Annotated in this window: 34 protein-coding genes and 1 tRNA gene; 7 read left to right on the forward strand and 28 right to left on the reverse strand. The window is 47.4% G+C overall.

The features are described 5' to 3' along the window. Positions 1-17: 17 nt before the first annotated feature. From BN2106_RS11155 to BN2106_RS16620, 7 genes are all read right to left on the reverse strand, one after another. Positions 18-740, reverse strand: a complete 723-nt coding sequence (locus BN2106_RS11155) for a head maturation protease, ClpP-related (protein WP_050698672.1) — start codon at positions 738-740, stop codon at positions 18-20. Next, entirely contained in the window at positions 727-1,932 is a 1,206-nt protein-coding gene (locus tag BN2106_RS11160; RefSeq protein WP_195891831.1) for a phage portal protein, read from the reverse strand. The genes BN2106_RS11155 and BN2106_RS11160 overlap by 14 nt, the downstream gene beginning before the upstream one ends. Positions 1,933-1,976: 44 nt before the next feature. Next, complete coding sequence (locus tag BN2106_RS11165; protein ID WP_050698674.1) at positions 1,977-2,162, reverse strand: hypothetical protein; 186 nt, start codon at positions 2,160-2,162, stop codon at positions 1,977-1,979. After that, positions 2,159-3,874 carry a terminase large subunit gene (locus BN2106_RS11170; protein WP_050698675.1) on the reverse strand — a complete coding sequence of 572 codons (1,716 nt, stop codon included), beginning with the start codon at positions 3,872-3,874 and terminating at the stop codon, positions 2,159-2,161. Before BN2106_RS11170 ends, BN2106_RS11165 begins: the two co-directional genes overlap by 4 nt. Beyond that, positions 3,867-4,343 (reverse strand): phage terminase small subunit P27 family, encoded by a 477-nt coding sequence (locus BN2106_RS11175; RefSeq protein WP_050698676.1) that lies wholly within the window; start codon positions 4,341-4,343, stop codon positions 3,867-3,869. The genes BN2106_RS11170 and BN2106_RS11175 overlap by 8 nt, the downstream gene beginning before the upstream one ends. Further along, on the reverse strand, positions 4,344-4,934 hold the full coding sequence (locus tag BN2106_RS11180) for a hypothetical protein (protein ID WP_050698677.1): 591 nt from the start codon (positions 4,932-4,934) through the stop codon (positions 4,344-4,346). Between the two features lie 92 nt (positions 4,935-5,026). Next, entirely contained in the window at positions 5,027-5,494 is a 468-nt protein-coding gene (locus tag BN2106_RS16620) for an HNH endonuclease signature motif containing protein (RefSeq protein WP_050698678.1), read from the reverse strand. A gap of 104 nt (positions 5,495-5,598) precedes the next feature. On the opposite strand from BN2106_RS16620, the gene BN2106_RS11190 reads away from it, so the two are divergent. Together BN2106_RS11190 and BN2106_RS11195 are read left to right on the forward strand one after the other, a co-directional pair. Beyond that, on the forward strand, positions 5,599-5,853 hold the full coding sequence (locus tag BN2106_RS11190; RefSeq protein ID WP_050698679.1) for a DUF4160 domain-containing protein: 255 nt from the start codon (positions 5,599-5,601) through the stop codon (positions 5,851-5,853). Between the two features lie 12 nt (positions 5,854-5,865). Next, on the forward strand, positions 5,866-6,306 hold the full coding sequence (locus tag BN2106_RS11195) for a DUF2442 domain-containing protein (RefSeq protein WP_050698680.1): 441 nt from the start codon (positions 5,866-5,868) through the stop codon (positions 6,304-6,306). Positions 6,307-6,362: 56 nt separating this feature from the next. Here BN2106_RS11195 and BN2106_RS11200 read toward each other — a convergent pair whose 3' ends face one another. The 17 genes from BN2106_RS11200 to BN2106_RS16210 all read right to left on the reverse strand — a co-directional run bounded on the left by BN2106_RS11200 (position 6,363) and on the right by BN2106_RS16210 (position 14,562). Next, a complete protein-coding gene (locus BN2106_RS11200) occupies positions 6,363-7,124 on the reverse strand; it encodes a DNA-methyltransferase (protein ID WP_242846316.1) in 762 nt (253 codons plus the stop codon). 108 nt (positions 7,125-7,232) lie between these two features. After that, a complete protein-coding gene (locus tag BN2106_RS11205; protein WP_050698682.1) occupies positions 7,233-7,574 on the reverse strand; it encodes a hypothetical protein in 342 nt (113 codons plus the stop codon). After that, positions 7,567-7,989, reverse strand: a complete 423-nt coding sequence (locus BN2106_RS11210) for a hypothetical protein (RefSeq protein ID WP_050698683.1) — start codon at positions 7,987-7,989, stop codon at positions 7,567-7,569. The genes BN2106_RS11205 and BN2106_RS11210 overlap by 8 nt, the downstream gene beginning before the upstream one ends. Positions 7,990-8,003: 14 nt before the next feature. Next, positions 8,004-8,594, reverse strand: a complete 591-nt coding sequence (locus BN2106_RS11215) for a Holliday junction resolvase RecU (RefSeq protein WP_050698684.1) — start codon at positions 8,592-8,594, stop codon at positions 8,004-8,006. Then, positions 8,591-8,851: a hypothetical protein gene (locus tag BN2106_RS11220; RefSeq protein ID WP_050698685.1), complete on the reverse strand. Its 261-nt coding sequence runs from the start codon at positions 8,849-8,851 to the stop codon at positions 8,591-8,593. The genes BN2106_RS11215 and BN2106_RS11220 overlap by 4 nt, the downstream gene beginning before the upstream one ends. A gap of 4 nt (positions 8,852-8,855) precedes the next feature. Further along, positions 8,856-9,281, reverse strand: a complete 426-nt coding sequence (locus BN2106_RS11225) for a phage N-6-adenine-methyltransferase (protein WP_242846317.1) — start codon at positions 9,279-9,281, stop codon at positions 8,856-8,858. Positions 9,282-9,299: 18 nt separating this feature from the next. After that, on the reverse strand, positions 9,300-10,040 hold the full coding sequence (locus tag BN2106_RS11230; protein ID WP_050698686.1) for a rolling circle replication-associated protein: 741 nt from the start codon (positions 10,038-10,040) through the stop codon (positions 9,300-9,302). A 660-nt stretch (positions 10,041-10,700) separates the two neighbouring features. Next, the gene (locus BN2106_RS11240; RefSeq protein ID WP_050698688.1) at positions 10,701-11,036 is read right to left on the reverse strand and encodes a hypothetical protein; all 336 of its coding nucleotides are present in this window, start codon (positions 11,034-11,036) and stop codon (positions 10,701-10,703) included. Continuing rightward, positions 11,033-11,359, reverse strand: coding sequence for a hypothetical protein (locus BN2106_RS11245; protein WP_050698689.1), 327 nt, complete (start codon positions 11,357-11,359; stop codon positions 11,033-11,035). Before BN2106_RS11245 ends, BN2106_RS11240 begins: the two co-directional genes overlap by 4 nt. Continuing rightward, entirely contained in the window at positions 11,340-11,651 is a 312-nt protein-coding gene (locus tag BN2106_RS11250) for a hypothetical protein (RefSeq protein ID WP_050698690.1), read from the reverse strand. Before BN2106_RS11250 ends, BN2106_RS11245 begins: the two co-directional genes overlap by 20 nt. Then, the gene (locus BN2106_RS11255) at positions 11,652-12,779 is read right to left on the reverse strand and encodes a hypothetical protein (RefSeq protein ID WP_407921747.1); all 1,128 of its coding nucleotides are present in this window, start codon (positions 12,777-12,779) and stop codon (positions 11,652-11,654) included. A gap of 33 nt (positions 12,780-12,812) precedes the next feature. After that, complete coding sequence (locus BN2106_RS11260) at positions 12,813-12,995, reverse strand: hypothetical protein (RefSeq protein WP_050698691.1); 183 nt, start codon at positions 12,993-12,995, stop codon at positions 12,813-12,815. Continuing rightward, positions 12,988-13,242, reverse strand: a complete 255-nt coding sequence (locus tag BN2106_RS11265) for a helix-turn-helix domain-containing protein (RefSeq protein WP_050698692.1) — start codon at positions 13,240-13,242, stop codon at positions 12,988-12,990. Before BN2106_RS11265 ends, BN2106_RS11260 begins: the two co-directional genes overlap by 8 nt. 49 nt (positions 13,243-13,291) lie before the next feature. Further along, the gene (locus tag BN2106_RS11270) at positions 13,292-13,576 is read right to left on the reverse strand and encodes a hypothetical protein (RefSeq protein ID WP_050698693.1); all 285 of its coding nucleotides are present in this window, start codon (positions 13,574-13,576) and stop codon (positions 13,292-13,294) included. Between the two features lie 25 nt (positions 13,577-13,601). Then, positions 13,602-14,141 (reverse strand): CRISPR-associated protein Csx16, encoded by a 540-nt coding sequence (locus BN2106_RS11275; RefSeq protein WP_050698694.1) that lies wholly within the window; start codon positions 14,139-14,141, stop codon positions 13,602-13,604. Beyond that, complete coding sequence (locus BN2106_RS11280; protein ID WP_050698695.1) at positions 14,138-14,377, reverse strand: hypothetical protein; 240 nt, start codon at positions 14,375-14,377, stop codon at positions 14,138-14,140. Before BN2106_RS11280 ends, BN2106_RS11275 begins: the two co-directional genes overlap by 4 nt. Positions 14,378-14,391: 14 nt before the next feature. Then, entirely contained in the window at positions 14,392-14,562 is a 171-nt protein-coding gene (locus tag BN2106_RS16210; RefSeq protein ID WP_195891833.1) for a hypothetical protein, read from the reverse strand. A 111-nt stretch (positions 14,563-14,673) separates the two neighbouring features. On the opposite strand from BN2106_RS16210, the gene BN2106_RS11285 reads away from it, so the two are divergent. Both BN2106_RS11285 and BN2106_RS16215 read left to right on the forward strand, forming a co-directional pair. Next, entirely contained in the window at positions 14,674-15,588 is a 915-nt protein-coding gene (locus BN2106_RS11285) for an exonuclease domain-containing protein (protein WP_050698696.1), read from the forward strand. A 5-nt stretch (positions 15,589-15,593) separates the two neighbouring features. Next, positions 15,594-16,109 carry a hypothetical protein gene (locus BN2106_RS16215; protein ID WP_154666513.1) on the forward strand — a complete coding sequence of 172 codons (516 nt, stop codon included), beginning with the start codon at positions 15,594-15,596 and terminating at the stop codon, positions 16,107-16,109. Positions 16,110-16,139: 30 nt separating this feature from the next. On the opposite strand, the gene BN2106_RS11290 is transcribed toward BN2106_RS16215, so the two are convergent. Next, positions 16,140-16,355, reverse strand: a complete 216-nt coding sequence (locus tag BN2106_RS11290) for a helix-turn-helix domain-containing protein (protein WP_050698697.1) — start codon at positions 16,353-16,355, stop codon at positions 16,140-16,142. A gap of 168 nt (positions 16,356-16,523) precedes the next feature. Here BN2106_RS11290 and BN2106_RS11295 point away from each other — a divergent pair, with 168 nt between their 5' ends. Both BN2106_RS11295 and BN2106_RS16960 read left to right on the forward strand, forming a co-directional pair. Then, positions 16,524-17,054 (forward strand): helix-turn-helix domain-containing protein, encoded by a 531-nt coding sequence (locus BN2106_RS11295; protein ID WP_050698698.1) that lies wholly within the window; start codon positions 16,524-16,526, stop codon positions 17,052-17,054. A gap of 236 nt (positions 17,055-17,290) precedes the next feature. Beyond that, positions 17,291-18,853, forward strand: a complete 1,563-nt coding sequence (locus BN2106_RS16960) for a recombinase family protein (RefSeq protein WP_407921754.1) — start codon at positions 17,291-17,293, stop codon at positions 18,851-18,853. Here BN2106_RS16960 and BN2106_RS11310 read toward each other — a convergent pair. From BN2106_RS11310 to BN2106_RS11320, 3 genes are all read right to left on the reverse strand, one after another. Continuing rightward, positions 18,810-18,886: transfer RNA gene (locus BN2106_RS11310), tRNA-Met, on the reverse strand. The genes BN2106_RS16960 and BN2106_RS11310 overlap by 44 nt on opposite strands. An 83-nt stretch (positions 18,887-18,969) precedes the next feature. Next, entirely contained in the window at positions 18,970-20,637 is a 1,668-nt protein-coding gene (locus BN2106_RS11315; protein WP_050698701.1) for a cadherin-like beta sandwich domain-containing protein, read from the reverse strand. A gap of 25 nt (positions 20,638-20,662) precedes the next feature. Further along, a complete protein-coding gene (locus BN2106_RS11320) occupies positions 20,663-21,094 on the reverse strand; it encodes a glycosyl-4,4'-diaponeurosporenoate acyltransferase CrtO family protein (RefSeq protein WP_242846318.1) in 432 nt (143 codons plus the stop codon). Positions 21,095-21,326: 232 nt separating this feature from the next. Between BN2106_RS11320 and BN2106_RS11325 the strand changes: the two genes are divergently transcribed. After that, on the forward strand, positions 21,327-22,331 hold the full coding sequence (locus BN2106_RS11325; protein WP_050698703.1) for an SDR family oxidoreductase: 1,005 nt from the start codon (positions 21,327-21,329) through the stop codon (positions 22,329-22,331). The last annotated feature ends 97 nt before the right edge of the window (positions 22,332-22,428 follow it).

Here is a 22,428-nt window from a genome sequence, read left to right on the forward strand (position 1 = left end):
AGTTTTAATCCCCTTTCTCAAATCGCATCAATCATTAAGAGCAGCTTTTCTTTTTCGTCCCGCTGCTCATCTTCTTTTGCCTTTTTCAACGCGGATTCTGGTAAATTTTTATACTTTACAAACATCGCGCTGGAGCAAGCAGCAACCCTTGTTTCTTCTGTTTTTACATTTTCAAAAAAATCAGCCAGTTCAGCGCCGTTCACCCACCACTCATCATGCATTTTTTGACGGATGTCAACCTCCGTATCGCTTTTCAGATGAGCGCGATATATTTCCGCATAGGATTCTTCGAGTTTTTCCAGCGTTTCCACTGTTTTTCTCAGGTCAACAGAATTTCCTATTGCAAATGTCCACGGATCGTGCATCATCACTAAAGCTCCCGCCGGAGCGATAATTTCATCCGCCGCAAAGAGAGGCATTGTGGCGGCGCTGGCAGCCATACCGTCGATATGCGCAACCTTACGCGCCTTAGACCGCATCAATATCTCATACATCGCTTTACCGGCAAAAGCATCACCCCCGCCGGAATTGATATACATGTGGATTTCTTCTTTGTCCTCTACCTCTTTCAAAAAATCAACAATTTCCATTGGGCATTTATCTTCCGGCGCCCACTTTTCCCATTCCGTTCCAACTATGTCACCAAATATGTATAGCTCCGCAATGGTCGGTGTTTTATTTTTGATTTCAATGGTTCCCTTGGCCCCGGTTTTTTCGCAGGATAGTTTAAGTATCGCCAATCGCGTTCCCTCCTTTCATCGCCATGCCCTGCGCCAGCAGTTTTACCGGTGCCAGGGCAGAGTTTCCGAATAGTTCGTCTCCGCCTTCCCGCGGGGGAAGGTCTTCTTTTTGACGGCACTCGTTTGGCGTCATAACCCCATTTTGAATCGCGTCCTTGTACATGGTCATCCGCTTTTCAATTTCCGCGCGCGTGATCGCGTCAGCGTTAAATTTGGCATAATATCCGGCCTTGATTTCGCTTGGCAGGAAGCACTTGTAATTGATTTCCTGTTCGTATTCCGCGAGAATTGCCATCATGGTATCTGTGTAAAATTCCCGGTTGCTCTCCGACACGGATGCATACGACGCCTTTGTCAGATCGTTCACTTGATGCGGCTTGACCCCGAATGCCGCTGTAAGCTGTTGGACCGTAAACCGCGAATTTTCCAAAAACTGCGCATCTGTCAGTTTCATCTGGAACGGTTCAAACCGCATTCCCATTGGCATAACAGCAATCCGGTTTGCGTTGACAATTCCCATTGTCATCTTTTCAAATTGATTCCGTATTTTGTTTGACTTTTCTGTATCTAGGTCGCCGGTATATTGCAGCACGCCGGAGGCCATCATGCCCTTTTTGTAGCTGGTGTTTAAAAACGTCCCGCTGGCCTTTGCATTTTCTACCGACGCGCGCAGGGCCTCTATGACGCTCAGTCCTACAATCCCGTCGGTCGAGAGGCCCTTGAAATGCAAAATTTCATCCTGCCTAAACCAGTATGGCGTTCCGTCGTTGTCGGTATAGTAGTACCAGATCATTCTGTTTCCACTCAACAATCCGACGTCGTCCATATAAATCGACACCCTGCGGCTGTCCAACGGGTATATGCCTTCTATCGCTCCGTTTTTTTTTGATGCAGAAATCCACGCATAGGCGTTTCCATATAACGTTCGCTGCGCCTCCAGGCATTTCCAACCGGTAATCGCGCTCATATATCGATTCATCCGCAGTTTCAAAATCGGCGCGATTGAGTGGTTTACCTGCTGCTGTCCGCCTTCGGTGTACCGGTATACCTTCAAGGGCAGTTTTCCCAGCGTTTCAGACAGTATTTTCACGCAGGTGTATACCGTGGCTTCCTTTAGGGCCTTTTCCCCTCTGATGCTGTCGGATTCATCCATTCCAAGAGCTTCCCGCAGGCTATCCCATCCGTCATTCATTTGAGCTTTCGCCTGCGTGGCTGCAAGATATGATTTTCTAAAAATCATTTATCTCCGCCTCCGATCGGATGGATCGTAAACCAAGCCCCAATCCCTACAAGTTCAATCCCTGCGGCGAGCAGCCCCAACGGAATGCAAACGCAGAGCGCCGCCGCCGCGATGCAGCACAGCCCTGAGAGGATACATACATCTTCCGTGCTGTCCCGTATTTTATTCCACCATTTTTTCATTCCAGACCCCACCATTTTTCTAAATCGTATTTCGATATGTCCAGTTTTGGCTTTGTTCCCATTGCCAGCTTGTGTGCGTCGATCGTCGCGTCGCATGGGTCTATGCGTTTGGAGGCATAATCTTTGCTGAGTTTGATTTCTCCAAAACTGTTTGATACCGTGACCGCGTTTCTAAAACTCCATGCCAGCAGCGTGTTTTTTCTATCATAGATGATTTTTTTTGCATCTACACAGTTCTTAAAGTGATCCGTTGAATCATTCAGACTGCGCGCCGACTGGTTTATTTCTATCAAATCACAATGAAATGTATCTTCTAAATCCGGGAGAAACGCCGATGCTCCATGCGGGTCATAGGCAATCCCAAGGATTTCAAGGTTCAAGCGATCTGCCAATTCTTTGTAATATCGCAAAATGTATTTGTAATCGGTGATGTACCCGCCGCCGGTTTGTGTCAATGTCAGCAGACCGTCTCTCGCCCATATACGATACGGCTCCTTGTCGGTTTGTTCGTGTTCCAATAGCCGATTTTCCGGCATGAAAGAATGGGAATCGATAAAAAATTTTCCATTGTCAAGCGGGAAATCCAACGATCCGCTGGTCAAGTCCCCGCCGGCAGAGAGGTCCAGTCCCAAATAACAGGCGCGCCCGGCCATGTCGTCGATTGTGGTGTCGCTTGCGCATTCGGTCCACTTTCTTTCGTTTAAATACCCGTGTTCCGTCGCCTGTACCCATATGTTGAGGTCCTTTGTCATAAAGTTCAGCAGATCGTCTCCGCCTTTTTCTCTGGCTTTGATCGCGTCCGCGCGCATGCTGATGCATGTTTCCGGCGTCCAAAGTGGGTGCGCCGTCTGCCAAACTTCCTCGTTCCAGATTCGCTCGCCTATGGCGTCTTCCTGATTTGGTTCCGCGATGAAAACAAAGTGTGTTTCATCTGGAAATCCACTCAGTATGTTCTTTCCGTAGTCATATTCGCTTTTGCATGGGCTGTTCAAATCAAATCCCGCAGTGGTGATGATGGATACCAAACAGGATTTCAGTTTTTTACACCCATCCGTCAAGAGCTTGTACATCTGGTTGGTTTTGTGCTTATGGTATTCATCGACGCTTCCAAAGTACGGACGAAAGCCGTCTATGCTGTCCGTATCCCTGCCCAGCGCCTTGATCGTTCCATTTGTCAGGAGACATTCGATTTCCCCGCGGTATTCTTTGATTTTAAAGAGTTCCCGTTCCAGTTCCTGGTCCGCTTTAATAAACTTTATACACTCTTTCAGGACAATGCGCGCTTGCAGTTCTTTTGTGGCCGTTGCATAGACCTGCGGGTACTGATAACCGTCAAAATTTCCATAATAAAGGGATGGTATGGCGTTCATCACGCTTTTTCCGTTCTGGCGGGCAACCTGGATGTACGATGTGCGGAACCGCCTGTTGTTGGTGTCTTTTATCACCCATCCGTTCCAGTTCGCCATAATAAATGCCTGGAAATCCGCTGGCCGGAACGGCTGCGGATCGTCTCCTTCCGCCAGGATGAGTTGTTCGGAAAATCCGAACATGTGGGCGGCACGTTTTTCAGAATATACGAACGGAAAATCCGGCGTCCCCTGGCGTTCCAGGTCCTTCAAAAACCGTTGTGCTCCCATGATTTCGCTGCTTCCAACATTTCGATCCAGCGCGTTTTTAACCGCTGCTTCCGCGTATTTGATTGCTTTATCCACCGGTCGTACCACTCCGATACTGATCCCACTTGCTCTTTGGTTTTTCCGGCTCTTTTGGGATTACCAATTTGCACCGGCTTGAAATCGTCAGCCCCAAATCGCTTGCCGCAGCCCGGCACTGCTTAAACGCGCGATCCTGCACCGCCGTTACCTTGTCAATCAGCCCGATCATTTCCGGTTCGCACGGCAATTTGCGCATCATCTTAACGGTCTTGCGATAGTTTTCTTCTGCGATGATGTACCGGGCAAGTGATTCACAGTCCAAGTTCGACATGATCCCCAGATCGATTAGCTGGGAGGCGATCCGGTTAAATTCATCCTTTTGCCTTTTGATAAGGTACTTCGGCGGCTCCACTGCATCTGCTGGCGCGTGGATTTCGGCTCTTTCCCGTTCTTCTATTTCGGCTTTTGTAAGGTGCGCTTTTTTCTTTGCCTTCAACAGATCAATCGGTTGTCTTGGGCCTGCCATTTACCCCACCCCCAGCAATTCGTCAAAAATTCTTTTATAAAAATCATATAGTTCCTCGCTTTTCTCAAAGCTAAATTGTTCGATCTTGGGATTTTCATTAAAATTGCTGGACGTTTCAATCACAAATTTTCCTTTGTCGGTGTCCAGCAAAATTACCTTGCTGTGATTTTTGACATACCGGTATTTGATACCGGCGCGCTCGCAAACCTGTTCAAAATTTTGACTGTACCCGTAGTCCTTGCCTCGTACCTTATTTTCCTTGGCAAGGCCGCTGAGTAAAAATTCCACGTTTTCAATCGCGCCTTTTTTCTTTAGCGCTACAATCGCATCTAGTTCTTTTTGGCCTACGCGTAAAGTTGTAACCAGCAGGCCGTGGATTACACACTGCGTTGCAATCCACATGACAAGGCTGCAACTGCTCCATCCACCGGCGGGAGAAATCATTTTGAAAATCTCATTTTCTCGCGGTAAATGATCCAAAAATTTACCCAATTCATATCGTGATAAATAGAGATCAAAGCAAACATATTGTGCGCCCGCGGACTGCATCAGCAGGTATTTATCGTATTTTCCGGGACCTTTCTTCTTCATCAGCCACCAATCCAAATTTCAAATTTTCCGTGGGGAGTTTTTGCGCGGAAAAAGAGGCCTTGCGGTATTGCACCATGCAAGCCGGAACTTTTTTACAGCCCCCTACCCCCTCGGAAGTCGACATTCCAACGCCGTTTTAGCTCTTGTAGCTCGCTTTTTACCCGCATATCTCCGCTGTGCATCCTTTTTTCAATGCGCATGTGCTCCCGGTGAGACAGAGGCACGAGGTTATCCGGGTCCAGTCTCAAGTCCCAGCGTTCTTTGATCGGCTCGATATGATGTACTTCATCGGCACTTTCTATTGATTCGTTCTTGTAATAACTCCACAAGCACAAACCGCTGTAGATCGACATGATTCTTTTCTGCATCGTTTTCCATCCAGCGGATATATAAAACGCATGTTCTCTCGCGTCTCTTTCAAGCCGCACGGATTGATCATATTGCCTCTGCCTCTCGGACTTCCTTGTTGCCTCTTTGGACTTGTGCTGCTTGCAATATGATTCTCCGTGCTCCACCAATTGTAGACAACCAGCATGCCTGCATATTTTTTTAAATGGCATGTCTTTTGCCTCCAAAAACTTTAAACTTTAGAAATTACGAAAAACCCCTTGACTTAATCACGATACCGTGATATAATATAGTTACAGAAAGGGGGTGAAACAAAATGCCTGTACTCTCAAGGTTTTATGGTTTGGTGGTCAAAATGCTCTTCCTCGGAAAGGAACACAATCCGCCTCACATCCACGTAATCTATGGCGAATATATCGGAGCGATCGACATACGAACCGGAGAAATGATGGAAGGCGATCTCCCAAACAAGGCGCTTGCAATGATGCGGGAATGGGTCGGGATGCACCGGGAAGAACTACTGAACATCTGGAACACACAAGAATTTAAGGCACTGCCACCGCTTGAATAAGGAGGAAGCTATATGTTCCATAAAGTAAAAACTGTGTCCGCATTGCCGGATTATAAAATGCTGGTAGGCTTTGTTTGCGGCACGACCAAGCGGTATGATTTCAAGCCGCTGTTTGATCGTCACCCTGTGTTCCGGTCCCTATGTGACGTTCCCGGCCTTTTTGCTCTGGCAAAGGTTGACGCCGGAGGGTATGGAGTGTGCTGGAACGACGACATCGACATAGCCTGCGATGAGCTTTGGGCGAATGGGGAAACGGTCTCGACTCCGTTCGACGGGCTGCTTGCGTTTTCAGACGCCACAAATATGTGGGGCCTGAACGAAAGCACACTGCGCAAAGCTCTGTCTTATGGAAAGCTAAAGGCGGGTATTGATGCACAGAAATACGGAAAGCAGTGGGTAATAACGGAAGCCGCCATGCGGCGCGAATACGGTGATCCTAAGGCGGAGGCGTAAGCTTCCGCCTTTCTTTTTCCGCTGTGCCTCAAAAACACCTTGGCACGTACTCCCCCTCATTTGCTTATGCACTCTTTTAAAATGCGATTTTCTGATATTTTAAAGTACGCTTCATCAAATTCAAAACCGGTATAATTTCGTCCCGAATGCATGCAGGCTATAGCTGTAGTTCCGCTCCCCATGCAATTATCAAGGACTAAATCACCCGGATTGGTGTATGTACGGATCAGGTATTCAAATAGGGCGACTGGTTTTTGTGTTGGATGTAAACCGCGTTCGCATTTAATGTTTAAAACTTGACGTGGGTAATTGGTTATATATGTGTCTGCTCCATTTTTAAACCCATTAATACTATAGGCCCAATCGTTATGTCGCGGATTAGAAATACCCTTACGATGTATCTGAGTATCTAGCGTTACAATCCCTTGTGGGTTGTATACAGGCGGGCGCTTATAAAACACGCAAATCTCTTCGACGCATCGAAGGGGCTGCTTTTTTGCGTTGGCAAAACCAGTTGCCATATTTTTGTTCCAGTACCAACAGTATTTAAATAGCTTGGACTGGCTGCTAATAAGGCGAGTTGTAAACGGCTGGCAGGCAGTTAAGCATATAGCACCGTTGTCTTTTATAATCCTTTTGTATTGTTTCCAAAGAGCTTCGAGCGGAAACAACCCATCCCAGCGGCAGTGCGTTATTCCGTATGGCATATCGCACATTATCATGTCGATACTTTTATCTGGATAACGGCTCATTCCGCTTATGCAGTCTTCGTTAAATATCTTATTTATGTAATCCATCTCTTCTCCTTTCAGCTCCATCTATCCCGGATTTTATTTATAGGAGCCTTTACGGAGATTATCTATAAAAATAGTCATGGCACGTACTCTATGCATCTATCAAACCACAAAAGTACGTGCCAAAAACGGCTATTCTATAATTTTTTTCTTTTGGGCCAGCGCGTGATAAAATCTGCGCCGCTCCTCTCGAAATCCTCTCTCGTATGTCATCAGTCCATGTACAAGCCTAAGATTGTGCCATGGGATGTCCTGTGTTACATGCAGGATGATGCATTGATAGTCTCGGTCCGATACCTCTACCGCTGTCTGCTCTATCAGCTCACAGTCATGTATCAGCTTTTCTTTCCACTCTCCGCTGGCCCGTGGTATGTCTCTTTTCTTCTCTTGATACTGCAAACAAAAATTGTGCAGCTCCCGATATGCGTATTTCCCAATTCCATACCGGTCAAGTTTCACGTCTCGCTTACTCATCGCAGACATCCTCTTGCGGCTGATCAAGATAGCGGCGCCAACACTTGACGCATTCGCGCCCTACGGATATGCAGTCCCAGTCTTTTTTGAGGGGACATGTTTCTGTTTTAGCAAGTTCTTTTGCTATCATGTCCAAATCGTTTTTTACTTTATCACCAATTGTTTGACCGACGATCTGGATGTTACGGCTGATCGAGATAGCATAATAAGCGGGAGGTTCTCCGAATACCTCTACCAGATACCTTTCGCGGTCGCTGACTTCTCTCTTTGTGTGGCACTGCCGCGGCTCAGTGTTTTGCGGCATGTACTGAGACATTGGCCGGTTTTTCGGGATTTTGTTTATGACCGTTCCAACCATTGGTCCGGATCCGGTACTTTTCCATCTGATCCGCTGGCCGATTTTGATTTCGTTCATGGTTATTTTCCTCCTTATTTCATTCTCCGCTGTATATTTTCTTTTTCCGCTGCGATTGCCCGGCTTGGATTATCTCCCAAGCCTACAAAATCCAAAAACAGCACAGCGTTATTTTTCGTGTCGAATTGCACCTCGTACTGGCGCAGGTCTTGGGCTGTCACGTACCGCCGCCCAAATATTCGTTCCATGTCGTTCCAAATGGCCCACGGCACAAAAAAGGTTTGCAGCTTGATCCCGACACAGACACCGGTAGCGGCCCCCATCTTGTAGTGGCCGGCAAGGGCCTTTGCCTGATGGTCTTTCACTTCCGACTTGTTCATTTTGCTGGTATCGGTGTGCTTGGCCTCAAACCGGATTGCACGGCCCCCGATCAGGGTCCCGGCAAAGTCCGGCTGCGCGCGGCCTACGAAGTTGCCCACAAACTGCAAGCCCGACAACCGTTTGATGACGTGAAACGGCTCTGGGACCTTATCGACATCCGCGCGGCCTTGGTCCCGATATTTTTGGCATCCGTTTTTGATACGGTCTTCAAAATACCCGCCTTGGGCGCGGTTGACCCTGCCCTGCCAGCTTTTGGCGGCGGATTTTCCGCTGTACTGCTTCATTTTTTTGCCCCGCTTTCCCGGCGGAAGCCGATGAGGTCAGCAATCCCAAAGCTTCCGTTTTTGCATTCGTGGCCGGTGTAGCTACCATCAAAACCCATGTATTCGTTGTCTTGACCTCGTATAGCGTTCCACATGCAAACTTTAGCTTCGTGTTTCGCACAAACCGGTGTTCCATCAAATTCTTTTCCACAGATGCGGCATTTGTAGCGCGGGGTGTATGCCTCCGATGACGAATAGATGAAATTGGTTTTTCCCATTAAATCATCCCTTTGTCCTTTTATTTGTTTTCCTGTTATAGACTACGATCATCGATGGGAAGGGCGCACTATCTTTTTCTTTTCCGTTTTCGTCCGTGAATTTTAATCTTCCGCGGACAAACCTAATTTCCGCTTTTCCATAAATGTATTTGTGGAAATATGAAGTATCCGTGCGTGCTGGAATTAAAAGAACAATTGTCGTCCCGCTCTGCGCCTCGTTGTATGATTTTTGAACCCATTTTTCTATTTCTCTTCCGTAGGGTGGGTTGCAAAATACCGCTCCGTCACCCTCCACTTTCCACGACGATTTTAACCCATCGGTTTCCGGCGTAAAATATCGCGAACATTTTGCAGTTTTATCTGTGGCCGCTGCATCCAATTTGAAATTAAATTCTTCATTTAATTTTTCAAAAAACTTTGAGGCGTACACCAATCCATTTTTTTCGAGCTATGCAAAGCACTGTTCACTTTTATTTCTCCTTCTAATTCTTATCATTCGATAAAACTGATAGGGGATTCCCGTTATGGGATTCACTCCGTTCTCAACCGACTCTAATATAATCCGGTATCCCTTGAGCGGCTGCGGTTCCTTTTTCCACTCTTTTGCGGAGACTTCCTCTATTTTGGGTTCGACTTTTTTGATGTTCCGCGAGTGAGACCAGCGGCGGCCCGGTATAATCTCGGTCTTATCTGGTGCCGTTTTGTTTTGATCGATGATGTAATCGGCCAGGGCTGCGAATGCACCATCCATGTACGTCAGGACCGGTCGCACTTGTCCGTAAGGCCATAGCTTTTTGATCTCTCTCAGGTCGATGTAATTTACGACCGCATGATGGTGGATTCCTCCGCGGGAACCGATCGCTGTTGTGGATATGTAAAATAGCTCTTGCCCGTTTTCAGCATACAGTTTCCGCATATCCCGCCAAAATTTTTTCATCTGCTTTTTGGCGGTTTCTGGGTCCGGACGCTCTTCCTTGCGATAGGTAAGAGCGAGAAACCAATCATTCGCGGTAAAGTACGTCGTTAGCTGCCGCGTAAGCTCCCGGCGGGCAAGCTTATCGTTGTTCTTCTTGACCGCTTCCGCCGTGGCCGCTGCTTTCGACGCGCGTTCTTGGCTCCGGGGGACATAATAGGTTTTTTCGATCTCTATTACCGGTCCTGTCCGGTATGTCTTTTTCCGGTATCCCATGGCAGATTTCCCGTCCTTCTTTTTTGCTTTCCCGGCCTATTATTAATACCTTTACCAAGGGGTCAAAGCCCGGTCTTATGCCGTTTTTTGGCTTGCGTATCTGCGGCGCTTATGATATAATAAAAGCGCTCAGATATGAGTAAGGTTTCACCCTCTGACGGCTGCCAGGCCTGATAGTCAGAGGGTGATTTTTTGTTTTATGGATGGATCATTTTTGATCATTGTACATGCAGTGCCCGATTCGGTTGTCGTGGATCGAGCAATCGTTATAGCAGTGATCCATGCACACGCGGGCATGATGCACAGGGCAGATACACACTGCGCGCGGCGTGGATTTTCCACAAATCGGGCAAATTGTGTTGACAATTTTGTCCGGTGTGAAGCGGTTCATTGCGCTACACCTTTTCTTGGGACCTTTTTCTGCGGCCACGCGAGAGTCTGGCACATGGCGCAGTCAACCTTCATCCGCTTTACTAACGGATCATTTGCGCCTTTGCACCCCCGGCAGGGATACGGCGTGTGTATGTATGGATTCTTTACGGCTACACCCCGGTGCAGCCTACAGGTTTGCAGCTGCGTGCAGGACGCACACTGGCATGTGTTTTTGCATTCCGGGTCCGGCCCGCGGCGGGCGTCTTTAGGGTTCATGCAGACGGCCTCCTATTCCATGTTTTCAATGATCTCGCGTAAGATGTGCGGCGGGATCGTATATGCCTCTTCGATCAGCTCGTCCCGGTTGATGCGCTCTGTCTCGTGAGCGTTATACGCAAGCGTTTCCCGGTTGAAAATTTTGCGAATAGAACAATCGCTGTCCAAGTCATAAATGACCATGATTATGAACGTGGCGTTTTCCGGATGGTTAATGATTTCTGCTCGAAATCTTCCCATTGCGAAAATATAGTATCTTTTTTCATCTTGTCCGATCGCCTTCATGCTTGAGGCGCTTCCGATTTCCTGCCGCGCAAGGGCTGCAGCGGTCTTTTTTGTGAGTTTCATTTTACACTTCTTTCCGGGCGTGCATATCCTTCCGGGGCATATGGGATAGGCTCTCCCGTGTCTGGATTACACCCTTGTTCGATCAACATCTTTCCAATTTTTTCGCGGACAGCTTGATTTACTGATCCCCAATATGTTGTCCATATCATAATGGGATTTTTGGCTATGATCGCATGCGTAAATTCCCAGCCTCCGCCGGAGAGGCGGGAGAAGTCCTTAATAAACAGGTAATAATCGCCTTTTTGCGCTATTGCAAAATTATTACAATAATGCAATATGCGTGTTGGGACGTTTCCGGGATAGTTAGTATGGGATGTACCCATTTTTCCCCGGCCTCCCTTCGTGCCGTTTTCTGCTGCTGCGGATTTTGTTTGCGATTTCTGCGCCGTGCCCGTTTATCCTTCTTTCTTCCGCACGGGCATTATACGCTTTTACTCGCTTGCAGCTTTTACGCCATGCACCGTTGCAAGAGGTGTGGGCACGGCAGGTGATGCAGATGTCCGGCGGCGGATCGTGATTGACTTTCTTTTCGCTGTGCGCTATATTTGGTTTGGCAATATTTCCTTCGCCGCTGTCAGAGGTCGCAACTCTGGCGGCGGCTTTTTTGCTATGCATCTATATCTCCCCCTTTTTTCTCTTCCTATTGGCAGCCTTTCGTTCTCGCAAAGTCAAATCCGTTTCTAACGATTCTGGTGTCCAACGTACCCCTATGTAATCCAGCACCTTGCCCCATCCATATACTTCATCAGTAACTGGATCCTTCACACATCGGTACATCCAAAAATCCCATTCTTTCGGATTGTCTTCGTAGAGTCGGTCGAACCTATGGGGTCTCTTTTCGAGCTGGATCCCAAAACCGCACATGGAACAGCCTGTCCTCTGTGCTCTTGTTGTGTAAAGAGTGCCATCCGCTTGGCGTTCTATGGTGCCGTATATCTCCGGAACAGGTACTTCCAGGTCAAGGGCAAGCTGCAACAAGTCTTGACGGTCAAATATTGCAAATGGCGCCGACCGTATCGCTGTCTTTCCAAAGTAGTTGCATCCATTCATCATAAGCGACTTTTGGCGACGGCCTCCTTCGGACGCCATGAGACCCAGATACGGTACACTGTTGTGTTCTTTCGCCCAGTCGTCACACGGCTTCTCTTTGAGGTAATAACAACACTTGGCGGATACTTTAAACGGAGCACATTGATATTGCACATCTTCCCGTTCATTTTCACCACCTGCAAACAGCTCCAGCCATTTCTGAGCCATCTTCATCCGTGTACCTGTCCGATTCCCACCATACTCTCCGGTTTCTCCTGTGATGATCGCATGCCGAACTGTGGCATTCTTCGGAGATGGATTCTGTAGCAGCTCGATCTTCGATGCCGTTTCTTTGGACAGTACAGGGAACCCGCATTCCTGCAAAACTTGTGTTTTGCTCTTTAATGGTTTCAGCGAGATGACTCCCAATGCTTTATGTATGGCCTGAATACTCTTATCTTCCAGGGTCGATACCGAAACCGCTGGAACATCTATTCCAATGGATCGCAAAAACAACAGTAGCGTAATGCTGTCCAGACCGCCTACGGATACATGACAGTTCAGTCCTCGCTTACCACACTCGTTATAGAACTCCCATGCGCGAGTGTATGCATAGTTTATCTTTGCTTCATACGGTAGTTTCTGTTTTACCCGAAACGACGCAATTTTCTCATCCGTGTGATTCTCCTTCATTCTCTCCATACAGCTTTTCATTTTTGTTTCTTCTCAACCTCCGTTTTGTGATTTTTACTCACGCATCAACCCGCCGATCCCCATGGCCAGGCTCTCGATCGTGCCGAGCGCCCACACCTGCCAGATGGTCAGCATGCCGCTGTCCGACGCCATCGCTGTGAGGAATCCACCAACCAGGCCGACGACAAACAGGATCACACCCAGTCGGCTGTGCTTTATGTAAGGTTGATCATTCATTTTGTTCGCCTCCCAGCAGCCAATCAACCGATACACCAAGGACTTCCGCAAAGGCTTTCAGCTCAAAGTCCATAACGTACCGGTTCTGGCCTTCGATTTTGGACAGGCCGGAGGCGTTCATTTCAATTCCCTTTACTTGGATCTGGGCCAAAAGGTCTTTTTGCTTCATGTCCAGTCTTTCGCGGGCCAGCGTGATGCGTGCTCCGGTGCAATTCCGGTTTCCCATCGGTTTTTCTCTCCGTCTCATTTGTTTACCTTCTTTCGTTTTTTTAATGTCAGTTTTATATAGATGTGTTTTACCTACGACATGCGTCCTCGTACACCTTTGCGTGCAGGTCGAGCATCCCGGTGATAAAGGCACCGGTCACACGACTCATTTCGGTCTGCCCCTGCCATGCGGCGACCTCCGCAGGTGTCAACTTGTGCGCCGTCAAGGACGAGACGCCGCACCATGCATCGCTCGGGCGGATGCCATACTCCCGGCAGTAGAGGCGCTTCGCCTGCCCGCCGGATGTGGCCCAGACGTGGAGCTTCCGATCGCTATAGCTCGTCACGAGATACAGATTTTCCGTTCTTTCCATTTCCTCACCTTCTTTTGGCGTTTCCTTAATCGATTGACACGGCGACCGGATCGTAGATGCGCATGCGCCGTCTCAACTCTCCGCCGTCAAGGTCTCCGTCTTTGGTGTGGTCAAAGCTGTCGATGGTGACCGCGATATATGCGCGGCACTCTGCGACCAGGTGCGGAGGGAGAGTTCCAACAACCACACGCCCGCGAATATCTTCCGGGGACACATTTCCGGTTAACACGGATGCCGAGGGATAGCAATCCCTTAACACCTTGATCGTGCCAGGATGCCGGGATACAATCAAGTTTACGGTCGCATCAGGCACACGGGATGCAGACACATGATTGACAGCCAGATCAGCATTAGCAATGTCGGCGGCGGTTGTGTACTGTGCTCCGCGCGGAAAGACCGGAGCGTAGTAGTCGCTTACGCCCATATTGATCATCGCTGATGGAGACAACGTAGATACCACGATTTCCGGTCCACCCGGATTAGACAGAGCGGCGAACGATACGATTGCGCCGAATCCGTAAGCAACGATATGGTTTGTTTTCGCAATTTCATTAAGTTTTTTCATTTTTTGTTCCCTCTTTTCAATTTTTTCAATTTTTTTACGGTCATTCCGCTGACCATTTCAATGGTATCTTTGTACCCCTGCTGATACCATTTACAATTGGGCATGTAATCCGCCCCTCCCGTATATCCGGAGTGAAGTCCGAAAAGGGCATTGTTGACGCCCATCAGATAATTGTAATTGTCTTCGTCCGTGTTGGGCCTCACCAGGTTTTCCATGACTCTTTTCCAAGTGTCCATTTTTTCACTTCCTCTCAATTTTTAGAATTATCTGTCTGCCCTGCCGCCCTTCTTTTTTTGATGCTGTCTATGTATCCGGCAGGGTCGCCGTTGGTCAAAAAGCTTATTGCAGTACGGACGATCCCGTCTATGTCTACCGGCTGGTTGTCCCTGATGATCTTTACCGCGCGCCCGTTGCATTCCATGATTTTCACTTCCTCTCTTTGCTATGATGCGTATTTTTCTATTTTGTTGAATTTTGTCATTGTAAGAAAATTTATATGATGGTAAAATATAAACGAATTGGAGGGAAAATAATGTCTACCACAAACAGAGAATTTAAAGGTAAAAGTTTGCTACAGTGTGTCGATAGCTATGTTGTTGTTGATATAGAAACTACGGGCCTAGACCCAAAATATGACGAAATCATCGAAATTGGCGCAATAAGAATAAAGAACCAAACTCCAATTTCAAGTTTTAATTCGTTAGTGCGTCCGTATTTCCCGATTAGTGACTTCATAACGACCTTGACAGGCATTACGAATGAAATGCTATCTTCTGCTCCTTCTTTCGAGGACGTTGCACCTTCGTTTTTAAGTTTTGTTGAAGATTCTATTATCGTTGGGCACAATGTCAATTTTGATATTAATTTTCTTTATGATTGTTGTATGCGTGATATAGGTGTTCTATTGGATAATAATTTCATTGATACGTTGAGGCTGTCTCGCAGGATTATTCCGGGACTTCCAAACTACAAATTAGATACTCTTGCAAACGCCTTTGATTTGACTGTTTCGACCAAGCATCGCGCGTTGGCAGATTGTGATACAACTCACCGGTGCTACGAACATTTAAAACAATATGTACATAAAAACCACATTGATTTAGAGGTGCTGTGTTTAGGCTTTTCCCGGACAAAAGCGAGAGAGATTAATACCTGTAAAATATATTTTGACGAGTCTCATATTCTGTATCAAAAGGTCTGTGTTTTTACAGGAGCGCTTGATCGGTTTACACGAAAAGAAGCAATGCAGGCAGTTGTGGATGCAGGCGGGATTTGCGGCGACTCTATAAATAGGCATACCAATTTTCTGGTTGTAGGAAATTTAAGTTATTGCAAAAGTATTCACGACGGCAAAAGTGGCAAGATGAAAAAAGCAGAAGAATACATATTGAAGGGGTATGATTTGCAAATCATATCAGAATCCGTATTTTATGACATGTTGGGGTGATTGAAATGTATGACTATGATTTTGTTCAAAGGCTAAACGATATAATGTCAGATGATTTAAACCAAACATGCAGATTTGAATTATGCGAAAACGTTGGCGCTGAAAATAGTATTTTAATCCACGTCGAACCATCGGCTTTTCGTTCTTCGACGACTAAAAACATTCTTTACGCGAGAATAAAATCTAATGGTAATTTTAAATATGTGAGTTTCCCTTCCAAATTCAAAAATCTGTTTGAAAACGAGGGTGTAAAAGTCACACAAATTAAATCGCAATTGGATTTTTGTCGTATAAATCTTGATGAACTATCCGAAAAACTAACGATGCTTTATCCAATTTTGAAAAAAATATTTACTGCTTCTTTTTGCTTTTCGGATTTTGGATGCTGTAGCAAATGTGTGGATTGTAGTGATCAAATGAAATGTATCCATCCGGATTTAATCTACGCCACGGCATGTCAATATCGTAAAAACCTAGAAAATGGACGTGTTTTTTATGGACACAATAGAAATATCGATTGATCTCGCCGCCCCCTTACAGGGGCGGCTTTTTCATGCGGGTTTTTGGAATGTATCCTGATTAAATAAATACGTCCAAGAATATTCTGGGAGCAGATCGAAGCAGGTTGCCCAAACTTCCGGTAACGTAAACGGAGTTTGACCACTTAACTTGTTTTGTACGGTTTTCTCTGTAACCCCCAGAACCGCTGCATATGCTTTCATGGAGATTTTTTTGTTTTCAAGTGCGTTTCTTAAATTATCAAACACTTTGTGTCCCTCTCTTTCGAATTACGATGCATCGTATCTGTTGTTAATATTATATACGATGCATTGTAATAAGTCAATACTATTTTTACAATGCATCGTAATTATTTTCTTGACTTGTAGCCGATATAACGTTACAATGTAATAGAGCTTATGAAAGGATTTGATAAAATGAATTTTTTAGAAAAACTAGATAATCTAATTGCAGAAAAAGGAATAAACAAAAGCGTACTGTCAAAAGAAAGCGGTATTCCATATACAACAATTGACGCATTTTATAAAAAGGGATACCAAAATGCAAAATTACCTACGATTCAAAAGTTGTGCGAATATTTTGATGTTACTTTAGATTATCTAGTGCGTGATGACGTTAATGATTATCATTATGGTAAACAGGAAAAATACGATCCGAATTATATTAAACAAAATAGAGCCTATTCAATTGACATAAATGATGAAATAGGTAAAAAAAAATCCCCCGCCCCTGAAGAGCCAGAGGCGGAGGACGAAGGCCGGGATGAACTCGGTATCCCGCGGCAGGCGTATGACCTATTTTATCGATTTTTGGTTGAGCGCGGATATGTACTCAAAGGCGATGATGTTACCGCTGTCCAGGCTGACTTTTTCGCCGGGCTTGTCCAGATGGTCAACGCGGCTTTCCCTGCCCGACCGGTACAGGTCCAAAAAGACAAGGCTGTCTGACTCTTTGTGCTGCTTTCTGCGCACGGCGTTTTGGATAATCCTTATAGAGCTTTCCGGGCAAATACAATTTTTATCCATTTTATACACTCCCCATTATTATATAGTTGAGGGCTTATCCCCTCCCCCCCTCTATATAACACTGGGCCGTCGCATTTGACTTTTGTTCCATAATTTTGATTGGTATTTTTTAGAAATATAGTTTGATTGTACAAATAATAGAAAGTGAGGCGTTTTAAATGATACGCGCCGCCGGTTACGCCCGGTACTCAACCGATAAACAATGCAGCATAGAGGTCCAATACGCGGTTATTAAAAAGCACTGCGCTGACAATGGCTATTATTTGCCCGATAATCGACTGTATAAGGACGAAGCCTTGACCGGTACAAATCTCGACCGAAAAGGATATGAAGCCCTGATGCGCGCCGTAGAGGCCGGAATGATAGACTGCATTGTCCTTTATGATCTGACGCGCGGTTCCCGTGATGTGGTGGACTGGTTTTCTTTCCGCCGGGAGATGCGGGCGCGCGGCGTGGCGGTTGAATCCTGCATGGACAGGCTTGGAGACCTGGATAATCCATCGGACTTTTTGACGGAGCTGATCACGGTCGGCATCGGCCAGACTCATGTGCTCACGTCCCGCATCAAGTCTATGGACAAGATAGATTATTTGGCACAGCAAGGTAAATTTTTGGGAGGATATGCGCCGTTTGGATATTCGATAAACGACGGCCAGTACATTATTAGAGATGACGAAGCGCCCGTTATAAAGATGATTTTTGAGATGTACGCAAGCGGGCGCAGCTACGATCAAATACTCGCCGCCCTTCCGTCCGGCCTCCGCGGCCGGCGGGGAAAACCATTTGGGAAAAACACCTTACATGAGATTTTAAAAAACGAGCGCTATGCCGGTACTTATACCTGGTGCAAGCGCCAGGTTAAATACATGACCAAATGGGCCGGAGGCGGCCCCAGCGACCGGGCTGTTAAAATTGAGGGTGTCATTCCTCCGATTGTCACAAAAGAAATTTGGGAGAAGGTAAGAAAAAGAATGGAAGAGAATAAACACAACAAGCTGAACAACTCCCGCAGGGGAAGAACCTACCTGTTAACCGGCGTCCTCTACTGTGGGGAGTGCGGCGCCGCCATGATCGGCAACACCACGACCAACAAAAAAGGTTATGAATACAAGTCCTATATCTGCGGAGCGAAAAGCCGCCAGAAAACGTGCAAGGCAAAAAACATGCCAGCGAACGACATTGAGCCACTGGTTGTATCCTTGCTCAAAAAATCTCTGTTTGACCAAAGCATGATTGAGGCAACCGCGGACGGTATCCTTGCTGCGGCCGCAGCGACCGACGGCGAGGATGCAAAAGCCCTGCAAAACAGCTATGATGCAATTGAGGCTAAAATATCCAATCTGACTGATGTATTGGCTGACGGGTTCAGCAGCGACGCCGTGCGCCAAAAGCTTGCCGACCTGGAGGTTCGCCGCGGAATCCTTGCAGAAAAAATAAAAGCTCTGCAATCTACCGTCACCCTCACAAGGGACGAGCTGATCGCAGAGCTTACAAAAGACGCGGACCGTCTGAAAAACGACCCGCGGTTTATCAAAGAGGTCCTAAAAAAATATATCACTCGCATTGATGTTTACGCCGATCGCATCGAGATTCATTCTTTGGCGGATTTTTCCTCCATACTTCCGGAGGAAATAAAAAAAGCGCCTGCATCATCGTTGCCGATGACACAGACGCCACTGGTTGCGGAGGCAGGATTTGAACCTACGACCTTCGGGTTATGAGCCCGACGAGCTACCGGACTGCTCCACTCCGCGATATCCACACTCTTTCTTGAGTGCAGAATTTATTATACTATATCTAATCTTCAATTGCAAGTGTTTTTTTAATTTTTTTATTTTTATTTTTTTCCAAATCTTTGCACCAGAAGTACGAGGCCAGCCCCCAACACAACGCATAAGAGCGTACCGCCCATTCCGGCCAGGAAAACGGGCAGTTGATTGCCCTCCCGCAACAGTATGCTCCCTGCTTGCGGCAGCGGTTCTATCCTCTGCTCTTCCGGCTGAACGGTCTGCACCTCTGGCGGCATCTCTGGCGTATACGTCTCCTCCTCAGAAGAAGCTCCAGTTGGTCCGGTTTCATTCCATTTTTCACCCTGTGGCGCAGAACCGCTCTTTGATACGATCTGCCCTCTTGGCTTGCCACTGGCAGCACTGTCCGTTTGAGTTGTCATTGCCTCTTCTTCCCGATATACTGTTACAACATACTCAACCTTCTCTTTTCCATCCTTAGAACGAACTGTCACTACAATATCTGTTTCGCTTCCCGCTTTAAACAGCGTCTTGCGGTTAATAGTTACCGTCGCATCCGGGCTTGCACTGGCTTGGAATATAACCTCCCGCGTTCCCGAACCGACCCGCATGAAATAGGCAAAAGTATCCGGTGAAAAAGTGGGTTCCAGAACGCTCTCTGAAGGCTGCAGTGCCGTCAAATATGGAATTTGTGCAACACTGGAATAAACCGGCACTTCCCCGCGATTCACTGTCACCGTATAGGTCACACGGTTTTTCTTGTCAGAAGAAAGAGCGGTTATTTTGACCTCTGTTGCGGTTCCCGCGCGGTTTAACTTCTCCCGGTTGACACTCACGGAACCGTCCTCTCCAGCCCGCGCATGAAAGGTGACATACTGTACATCCGCATCAACATCTACGGAATATTCCAAAATATCCGGTGAAAAGGATGGACGCAATACGCCGTGCGACGGTTCCAATTGAACAAGATACGCCTCTTCCTCGGGAACCGCCGCGCGATTGACCGTAATGACATACTGCGTCCGCTCCTTTTCATCCTCTGAAAGAGCCGTAACCGTAATCGTGGTGGCGCTGCCCGCTTTTTGCAGAGTTTTTCGGCTGACCTTTACACTGCCATTTTCCGCAGCTTCTGTCTGAAACTCCACTGTGGAAACAGAAGACGGTACATTTAGTACATAATCCAGTACATCGGGTGAGAACACCGGTTCCAGCTTTCCATTGGATGGCTTTAAAGCGTTTAAATACGCCTTGCCGGACTTTGCAGCCAGTATTGTAAAATTCAGACTCGCGCTGCAGTCCCGGTTCAACTGCACGCCGTCCCAATTGCAAATCTGGTCCATATGTATCTGCAGGTCAGTTTCTCCTGCAGCCGCACCTTCTTTCACCTCAAACACGTAGGTGATGACCGTTCCGGACAGTTCCGGTGGATGGCCCATGTCTACATTGCAGACATAGGTGCTGCGCACCGGGTTGCCGCTGCTGTCGGTATAAAGCGTCTTGCTTTTAATCTGGTCGGACGTCTCGACGCGGACAAAAGAAAGGCGTGTATCGTCATACTCTGCACAAAGCCGAAATCCTGCAGCGACTTCCTCCTGCTTCTGTGCATCAATGGATAAATATAATTTGTCCCCCGGACGGTATTCCTGCCTGTCCACCGCAAACTGGAAATATTCCTCCGCTGCAGCACTTGTATGTGCTGGAAAAAAGATCGCTCCAAACAAGAAAACAAGGAGGAACAACAGTACCTTTCGCAGCATTGTCACTCCTCCTTGATATATACAATTAAGCGGAAACCGGCGCCGGGTCCGTCTCCATCGCCGCCGCTCGCAAATCGCGCACGCGCTTCTTCCGCAGCACCTGCAAGCGGAACCGGTTGTACCGCTGGATCACGGCAAAGGGCACGTTACCCAAAAGAATCAAAAACGCAAACAGCAAACCAACGCCCAGCGGATTGAGCAGCAACACCACCACCGCGCAAATGCAATTGGTCAGATGCATCCATTCCCCACGGCAGGTTTCCATAATAAACTCATCCAGATATTCAATGGAAACATCCGTCAAATGGGCTTTGGAGAATCCATCCTTGCCAATGTGCTGCGGTACTTTATCCTTCCACATCTGGATTTTCAGCTTATCGCGGTACCAACGGCCGTTATGCTCCCAGGCCCGCGCAGCATAGCGCGGTTTTGTCGCGTCAAAGGTGGCCGGCGGCAATTTGATACATGCTAAAAATATGGCTACATGCCAAATTCCAATAATCAATACATTCCAAAAAAACATTTGGACTCCCGATAAATCCCTCAGCATAGCTTCCCCTTCCCGCAAAACTTGCTCCGCATTTCATCTTATTCTGATAGATTATTATTCCAATCTGTGTTACGATTAAAACACCAAAACAAGATGTTTTATAGAAGTTATTATAATACAAAAAGAAGGAGTGTGCAATATGAAAGCACTTTTTATCGGAGGCACAGGAACGATCAGCTCTGCCGTATCGGAACTCGCTGTCAAACAGGGCGTGGAACTCACCCTTTTGACCCGTAGCGGAACCGGCGGACCGAAGGGTGCAGAAATGCTGAAGGGCGACATTGAAGATGTCGATCAGATTGTTTCCCTTTTGCGTGGACGAACCTTTGATGTGGTAGCCGACTTTGTCGCCTATACGCCGGAGCAGGCCGCACGGGACATTGAGCTGTTTCACGACAAAACGGAACAATACATTTACATCAGCTCCGCTTCCGCTTATCAAAAGCCCGTCACAAACTATTTGATCACGGAAAGCACGCCTCTGTACAATCCCTACTGGCAGTACTCGCGCGATAAAATCGCCTGCGAGGATCTGCTGATGACTGCCTACCGGGTGTCCGGCTTCCCGGTGACAATCGTCCGACCCAGCCACACCTACGGCGACCGCAGCGTACCGGTGGCGATCCATGGTAAAAAGGGCAGCTGGCAGGTTCTGGCCCGCCTGCTGGAGGGAAAACCGGTGATCGTGCATGGGGACGGACTGTCCCTGTGGACGTTTACACACAATACCGACTTCGCCAAGGGCTTTACCGGTCTGATGGGCAACCCGCACGCAATTGGACAGGCCGTACACATCACCAGCGACGAAAGCCTCACCTGGAACGCGGCGTTTGACGCCATCGGCAAAGCGCTTGGCGTCAAGCCAAATTTGACGCACATCTCTTCCGATCTGCTAGCAGCGTTTCGTCCGGACCTGCTCGGCACGCTGCTCGGTGACAAAGCGCATTCCGTCATATTCGACAACACAAAACTAAAGCGCCTTGTTCCGGACTATTGCGCTACCACGCGGTTTGACCAAGGCGTAAAGCGCACAGTAGAATACGTCCTATCCCACCCTGAATGTCAGACGCCCGACCCGGATTTTGACGCCTGGTGCGACAAAACCATTGCCGCATATTCCTCCTGTATTCTTAATTTCTGTTGATCTTGTAAAACAGTCTGGCTCCTCGTGCGTATTTTACAGGATAAGAGTGATTCCCCCCGCCGTAGGGCGGGGGGAATCGTCAATTTTGCCAATGATC

It is taken from the genome of Anaeromassilibacillus senegalensis, assembly GCF_001261775.1.
Lineage (GTDB): Bacteria > Bacillota > Clostridia > Oscillospirales > Acutalibacteraceae > Anaeromassilibacillus > Anaeromassilibacillus senegalensis.